This window comes from Streptomyces sp. NPDC006372, from assembly GCF_040612515.1.
Lineage (GTDB): Bacteria > Actinomycetota > Actinomycetes > Streptomycetales > Streptomycetaceae > Streptomyces.
In genome coordinates, this window is sequence record NZ_JBEXQJ010000031.1 from 106,908 (window position 1) to 113,385 (window position 6,478).

7 protein-coding genes are annotated in these 6,478 nt (G+C 71.7%); 3 read left to right on the top strand and 4 right to left on the bottom strand.

What is annotated here, in order from left to right:
* Positions 1-28: 28 nt before the first annotated feature.
* The 3 genes from ABZ016_RS33365 to ilvA form a co-directional block, all read right to left on the bottom strand.
* Positions 29-886 carry an ABC transporter permease gene (locus ABZ016_RS33365; RefSeq protein ID WP_356920437.1) on the bottom strand — a complete coding sequence of 286 codons (858 nt, stop codon included), beginning with the start codon at positions 884-886 and terminating at the stop codon, positions 29-31.
* Complete coding sequence (locus ABZ016_RS33370) at positions 883-1,872, bottom strand: ATP-binding cassette domain-containing protein (RefSeq protein WP_356920438.1); 990 nt, start codon at positions 1,870-1,872, stop codon at positions 883-885. Before ABZ016_RS33370 ends, ABZ016_RS33365 begins: the two co-directional genes overlap by 4 nt.
* 149 nt (positions 1,873-2,021) lie before the next feature.
* On the bottom strand, positions 2,022-3,251 hold the full coding sequence (gene ilvA, locus ABZ016_RS33375) for a threonine ammonia-lyase (protein ID WP_356920439.1): 1,230 nt from the start codon (positions 3,249-3,251) through the stop codon (positions 2,022-2,024).
* A gap of 163 nt (positions 3,252-3,414) precedes the next feature.
* Here ilvA and ABZ016_RS33380 point away from each other — a divergent pair, with 163 nt between their 5' ends.
* The 3 genes from ABZ016_RS33380 (at position 3,415) to ABZ016_RS33390 (ending at position 5,048) form a co-directional block, all read left to right on the top strand.
* Positions 3,415-3,921 carry a MarR family transcriptional regulator gene (locus ABZ016_RS33380; protein ID WP_356920447.1) on the top strand — a complete coding sequence of 169 codons (507 nt, stop codon included), beginning with the start codon at positions 3,415-3,417 and terminating at the stop codon, positions 3,919-3,921.
* A 349-nt stretch (positions 3,922-4,270) separates the two neighbouring features.
* A complete protein-coding gene (locus tag ABZ016_RS33385; protein WP_356920440.1) occupies positions 4,271-4,774 on the top strand; it encodes a sigma factor-like helix-turn-helix DNA-binding protein in 504 nt (167 codons plus the stop codon).
* Positions 4,775-4,799: 25 nt separating this feature from the next.
* Positions 4,800-5,048, top strand: coding sequence for a hypothetical protein (locus ABZ016_RS33390; RefSeq protein WP_356920441.1), 249 nt, complete (start codon positions 4,800-4,802; stop codon positions 5,046-5,048).
* 18 nt (positions 5,049-5,066) lie between these two features.
* On the opposite strand, the gene ABZ016_RS33395 is transcribed toward ABZ016_RS33390, so the two are convergent.
* Positions 5,067-6,221 (bottom strand): cystathionine gamma-synthase, encoded by a 1,155-nt coding sequence (locus ABZ016_RS33395; RefSeq protein ID WP_356920442.1) that lies wholly within the window; start codon positions 6,219-6,221, stop codon positions 5,067-5,069.
* Positions 6,222-6,478 lie beyond the last annotated feature (257 nt).

The window sequence follows — 6,478 nt, forward strand, 5'->3', positions numbered from 1 at the left end:
CCGGCGTCCTTCGGGCGCCGGGGTTTTGTCATGCGGTCGCGGAGCGGTACTTGCGCACCGCCAGCGTCCGGAAGACGACCAGGATCAGGATCGAGTAGATCAGCGAGGCCCAGACGGGGTGCTGCATGGGCCAGGCGTCGGACGGTGACTGGCCGGGGTTGGCGAACAGCACGCGGCAGGCCTGGACCGTGGCGCTGAACGGGTTCCACTCGGCGATGTGACGCAGCCACGGGGTCATGTGGCTGGTGTCCACGAAGGCGTTCGAGATGAAGGTGACCGGGAAGAGCCAGATGAGGCCGCTGGACGTGGCCGCCTCGGGGGTCCGGACGGACATGCCGATCAGGGCGCCGATCCAGGTGAACGCGTAACCGAGCAGGAGCAGCAACCCGAAGGCCGCGAGGACCTTGGCGGCGTTCGTGCTGCCGTACGAACCGACGCGCCAGCCGACCAGCAGGGCGACCACCGCGAGGACGACCAGGGTGAGGGCCGTCTGCACGGAGTCGGCGAGGGTGCGCCCGGTGAGCACCGCGCCACGGGCCATGGGCAGGGAGCGGAAGCGGTCGATGAGTCCCTTGTGCATGTCGTCGGCGATGCCGGCGCCGGAACTCGCGGTCGCGAACGTGACGGTCTGCGCGAAGATGCCCGCCATCAGGAAGTTCTTGTAGTCGACGGCGCTCGTGCTGGTGCCGATCTGCATGGAGCCGCCGAAGACGTAGGTGAACAGCACCACGAACATGATCGGCTGGATCAGCCCGTAGATGATCATCTCGGGGATCCGGGACATGCGGATCAGGTTCCGCTTGGCCACGACCATCGAGTCGCGGATCGACTGGCTGACCGGGTTCGCGGCCGGCGCGACCCGCACGGTGTCGGTGACGGCGCTCACTTCGCGGCCTCCTTGTCCTTCTCCTTGTCGTTCTCCTCGCCCTTCACCTCGGCCACGTGTCCCGTCAGGGACAGGAAGACGTCGTCGAGGGTCGGCCGGCGCAGGCCGATGTCGTCGATCTCGACGCCCCGCGTGTCCAGTTCCCGGATGACCTCGGCGAGGAGTTTGGCGCCGCCGGTCACGGGCGCGGTGAGCTTGCGCATGTGCTCCTCGACCGTGGTGTCGCCCTTGCCGAAGCCGGCGAGGACCTCGGCGGCGGCCTGGATGTGCTCATGCTCGTGCACCACGACCTCGACGCGCTCGCCGCCGGTGCGGGCCTTGAGCTGGTCGGAGGTGCCCTGGGCGATGACCTGGCCGTGGTCGACCACCGCGATGTCGTGCGCGAGGTGGTCGGCCTCTTCCAGGTACTGCGTGGTCAGCAGCAGCGTCGTACCGCCGGAGACCAGCTGCTTGATGACCTCCCACAACTGCTGGCGGTTGCGCGGGTCGAGGCCGGTGGTCGGCTCGTCCATGAACATCACGGGCGGCGAGACGACGAGGGCCGCGGCGAGGTCGAGCCGGCGGCGCATGCCTCCGGAGTAGGTCTTGGTGGGGCGGTCGGCGGCGTCCGCGAGATGGAACTGCTCCAGCAGCTCTGCCGCGCGCTTCTTCGCCGCCTTCGCTCGCATCTGGTACAGCTGACCGACCATCTGGAGGTTCTCCCGGCCGGTCAGATACTCGTCGACGGCCGCGAACTGGCCGGACAGGCCGATGGAGCGGCGGACGGCATCGGGCTGCTTCAGCACGTCGATGCCCGCGACGACCGCACGTCCGCTGTCGGGCCGCAGCAGGGTGGTCAGGCAGCGGACGGTGGTCGTCTTGCCCGCGCCGTTCGGCCCGAGCAGGCCGAGGACCGTGCCCTCGGGCACGTCGAGGTCGACGCCGTCCAAGGCCTTGACGTCACCGAAGGTCTTGACCAGACCTTCGGCATAGATGGCGCCTGGCATATGAGTCTCCACGTCTTCGGGGATCGCCGGACAGGTGAGTGATGGATCGCACGAACACACCATAACGCGATGTATCGCGTCTCTCAATGAGTTTTTCCGTGTCGCGTTTCCGGGGAGATGAAGGGATCTTGAACGGTTCGTGCGCCGGCTCAGCCCATGACCGTGTAGCCCGCCTCGCGCAGCGCCTGACCCACCTCGGCGCAGTGCGCCGGGCCCTTCGTCTCCAGGTGCAGCTCGACCTCCGCCTCCGTGAGTCCGAGCCGCGGGTCGGTTCGCACATGACTCACATCGAGGACGTTAGCGTCAACCACTGACAACGCACCCAGAAGTGTGGCGAGAGCTCCCGGACGGTCCGTCAGCCGCAGCCGGACGGCCAGATAGCGGCCCTGTGCGGCCATGCCGTGCCGCAGCACTCGTTGCATCAGCACCGGGTCGACGTTGCCGCCGGACAGCACGGCGACGACCGGCCCCTCGAAGGCGCCGGGCTCGCTCAGCAGCGCCGCGACCGGGCTCGCCCCGGCCGGCTCCACGACCAGCTTGGCCCGCTCCAGGCAGAGCAGCAGCGCGGCGGACAGCTCGTCCTCGCTGACCGTGCGCACCTCGTCGACCAGCTCGCCGACGATCCCGAACGGCACGTCGCCGGGCCGCCCGACCTTGATGCCGTCGGCCATCGTCGCCGGGTTCTCGACCGTGACCGGCCGGCCCGCCGCCAGCGAGGGCGGATAGGCCGCCGCGCCCTCCGCCTGCACACCCACGATCCGCACGTCCGGACGCAGGGCCTTCACCGACACGGCGATCCCGGCGGCCAGCCCGCCCCCGCCGATGCCGACGACGACCGTGCGCACCTCGGGGCACTGTTCCAGGATCTCCAGGCCCACCGTGCCCTGACCGGCGATGATGTCGGGGTGGTCGAAGGGGTGGATGAACACCGCGCCCGTCTCGGCGGCGTACTCCTGCGCCGCGGCCAGTGTCTCGTCGACCACCTGGCCGTGCAGCCGCACCTCGGCCCCGTAGTCCCGGGTGGCGCTCACCTTGGGCAGCGGGGCGCCCTTCGGCATGAACACCGTGGAGCGCACGCCGAGCAGCGCGGAGGCCAGGGCGACACCCTGCGCGTGGTTGCCGGCGCTCGCGGCGACGACACCGGCGGCACGCTCCTCGGGCAGCAGACCCGCGATCCGGACGTACGCGCCGCGCAATTTGAACGAACCGGTCCGCTGGAGGTTCTCGCACTTGAGGTGCACCGGCGCGCCGACCATCTGGGACAGGTGCCTGCTGCCCTCCATCGCGGTCACCCGCGCCACGCCCGAGAGCATCTTCTGGGCTCCGCGCACGTCATCGAGGGTGACGGGGCGCAAGGAGTCAGCCGTGCTGTAGCTCATGGCTCCAGCATCGCAGTTCACGGGTGGGAACGAACGTTGTGACCAACCTCCGAGACCCGCTTTGCGCAGCGCCGGTACGGCCCGCCTTCCAGCCGCGTACCCTGTCCCCCAATCAGCCAGCCCTCCACGAAGTGAGCCCCCGGCCATGCCCACAACACCTGAAATGTCGATGGACATGACGACCGTCGGTGACACCGGTCTCCTCGACACGCTGCAGCACGAGGTGGCGCTGTTCGCCCGCCGTGCCGAACAGACCCGGCTCGGCGGAGTCGGGCAGGTGCGCAACTCCATGGACCGCGCCGCGTACCTGCTGCTCAACCGGCTCGACAAGGAAGGCCCGATGGGCGTCAAGGCGCTCGCCGCGAGCATGGGCATCGACTCCTCGACGGTCACCCGGCAGGTGGCTCCGCTCGTCGACACCGGCCTGGTCAAGCGCACCTCGCATCCCGAGGACGGGCGGGCCGTGGTGCTCCAGCTCTCCCCGCGCGGGCAGGCGCGACTGGAGGAAGTGCGCTCCTCCCGACGGCAGTTGATGGCCGAACTGACCCAGGACTGGGAGCCGGAGGAACGCGAGGCGTTCTGCTCGCTGCTCACGCGCTTCAACAGCGCGCTGTCCGCCCGGATGGCGGTACCGGGGGTGCCGGGGCCTGAGGGGCAGTCGCAGTCCTGAGGACGGGCCGCCGGTTCGGGGCCGTCCCTGGGGTCGGGGGTCTGCCTGAGGACGGGGGTCTGCTGGGGCGAGGGTCTGTCTGAGGGCGAGGGTCGTTCTGAGGGGCGAGCCGCTCTGAGGGCCGGGGGCCGGGTTCCGAGGGCAGGGCCGAGCCGGGTTTGAGGGCCTTGGGCCCGTTCGTCGCCGTTCTGAGGGCCGTGCGCCGCGGGCCCGTCGCGCCGACCCGGTGCGCGGCTCTTGACCACGGGGCCGCCCCTGGCCTGATATGAGACCGGGGCCCCGTCGTGGGCGGGCGTCGTGTCCGTGCCGGGCCCCGCATCCTCAGGGTCGCCGGCAGGCGGGAGGCGCGGTGCGACAGCGGCATGCGTCCCGGGCAACCCGTCGGGCCCGCGAGTTCGAGGCGTTCGTCGCGGGCGCGGCCGGGCGGCTGCTGCACGCCGCCACGCTGCTCACCGCGGAGGCACCGGACGACAACCCGCGCGCCCGGCGGCTGCTGACGCTGTCGCTGGCCCACACGTACGCGGGCTGGGACCGGCTGCGCGGTGAGGATCCGTACGACCGCACCCGCCAGTACCTGGCGACCCGCTTCGCCCGCGGCGCATGGCACCAGTACGGCGGATTCGGCCGCTCCCGCCCGCACCCCGCGAGCCCGCTCGCCCCGCTCAGCCCGCAGGAGCGGCTGATCCTGGTGCTCAGGCTCTACGAGGGCGTCGGCGAGGAGCAGACGGCGGCGCTGCTGGGCCTGTCGACGGAGCGCGTCCGGGCCATCTGCCACCGGGCGACGACGACCCTGCTGCACCGGTCGCGGAAGGCCGGGGTTACGGCGCCGGCCGCGAAGGCGGTGCCGTCATGAGCTGTGCGCGGCACCGGAGCCGGGTATGAGGGGGAACGACCGTGAGGCCGCCGTGCGGCGGCTCATGGAGCAGACGCCGCGGGCCGTGCCGCCCGAGATCCACGCGGAGGCGGTGCGCCGGGGCGGCCGCATGCTGCGGCGCAGGGCGCTCGCCCGCCGCGTGCTGTGGCTGCTGGCGTTCGCGGCGGCCGTGGCGTTCACGGTGTGGGCGATGACGGCCCACCCGTGGGTGGAGCCGCCGTCGGACACGACTCCACCCCTCACCGGCTGGTGACCCCGCGGGCGGGCGCCTCTAGCCGAGCGCCTGCTGCAGGTCCTCCAGCAGGTCGTCGGCGTTCTCGATGCCGACGGACAGCCGCACCAGGTCGGCGGGGACCTCGAGGGCCGAACCGGCCGCGGAGGCGTGCGTCATGCGGCCGGGGTGCTCGATCAGCGACTCGACGCCGCCCAGGGACTCGCCCAGGGTGAACACCTTGGCGCGGTTGCAGACCTCGACGGCCGCCTGCTCGCCGCCCTCGACACGGAACGAGACCATGCCGCCGAACGCCTTCATCTGCTTGGCGGCGACCTCGTGGCCGGGGTGCTCGGGCAGGCCCGGGTAGAGGACGCTGGTCACGCGCGGGTGCCGGGTGAGCATGTCGGCGACCTTGGTGGCGTTCTCGCTGTGCCGGTCCATGCGCACGGAGAGGGTCTTGGTGCCGCGCAGCACCAGCCAGGAGTCGAAGGGGCCGGCGACGGCGCCCATCGCGTTCTGGTGGAAGGTCAGTTCCTCGCCCAGGTCGGCGTCGTCGGTGATCAGCGCGCCGCCGACGACGTCGGAGTGGCCGCCCATGTACTTGGTCAGCGAGTGCACGACGACGTCCGCGCCCAGGGAGAGGGGCTGCTGGAGGTAGGGCGTGGCGAAGGTGTTGTCGACGACGAGACGGGCGCCTGCGTCCCGGGCGACCTGAGCGACGGCGGCGATGTCGGTGATGCCGAGCAGGGGGTTGGAGGGGGTCTCCACCCACACGACCTTGGTCTTCGGGGTGAGGGCGGCCCGTACGGCGGCCGGGTCGCTGGTGTCGGCGACCGACCACTCCACGCCCCAGCGGGCGACGACCTTGGCGAAGAGCCGGAACGTGCCGCCGTAGGCGTCGTTGGGGATGACCACGTGGTCGCCCGGGCTGAGCAGCGTGCGCAGCAGGCAGTCCTCGGCCGCCAGTCCGGACGCGAACGCGAGACCGCGGCGGCCGCCCTCCAGGGCGGCGAGGTTCTCCTCCAGCGCGGTCCTGGTCGGGTTGGCGCTGCGGCTGTACTCGTAGCCGCCGCGCAGACCGCCGACACCGTCCTGCTTGTAGGTGGACACCTGATAGATCGGCGGGACGACCGCGCCCGTCAGGGGGTCGGCGGTGTTGCCCGCGTGGATCGCGAGCGTCTCGAAGTGCTGACTGATGTGCCTGTCGCTCATGGGCACCGAGGGTAATGCGCCGGAGCGCGGAGCGCCGGGGAAGAGGAGACGCGAGCCGGGGGTGAGGGGCTTCCGGGGGGAGGGGCCGGGCTTCGAGGGCCCGGACGGCCGGGGGGCTCCGGACGGCCGAGGGGCTCCGGACGGCTGGGGGGCCCGGGCGGTTGGGGGGCTCCGGACGGTTGGGGGGCTCCGGACGGCCGAGGGGCTCCGGACGGCTGGGGGGCCCAGATCGGAAGAGCGTCGGGGGGGGAGGGTGT

What these genes read in the sequence shown, in the direction of transcription:
- ilvA (WP_356920439.1), bottom strand. Translation starts at nt 3,251, where the DNA reads ATGAGCTACAGCACGGCTGACTCCTTGCGCCCCGTCACCCTCGATGAC.
- ABZ016_RS33390 (WP_356920441.1), top strand. Translation starts at nt 4,800, where the DNA reads ATGAGGGGGAACGACCGTGAGGCCGCCGTGCGGCGGCTCATGGAGCAG.
- ABZ016_RS33395 (WP_356920442.1), bottom strand. Translation starts at nt 6,221, where the DNA reads ATGAGCGACAGGCACATCAGTCAGCACTTCGAGACGCTCGCGATCCAC.
- ABZ016_RS33380 (WP_356920447.1), top strand. Translation starts at nt 3,415, where the DNA reads ATGTCGATGGACATGACGACCGTCGGTGACACCGGTCTCCTCGACACG.
- ABZ016_RS33370 (WP_356920438.1), bottom strand. Translation starts at nt 1,872, where the DNA reads ATGCCAGGCGCCATCTATGCCGAAGGTCTGGTCAAGACCTTCGGTGAC.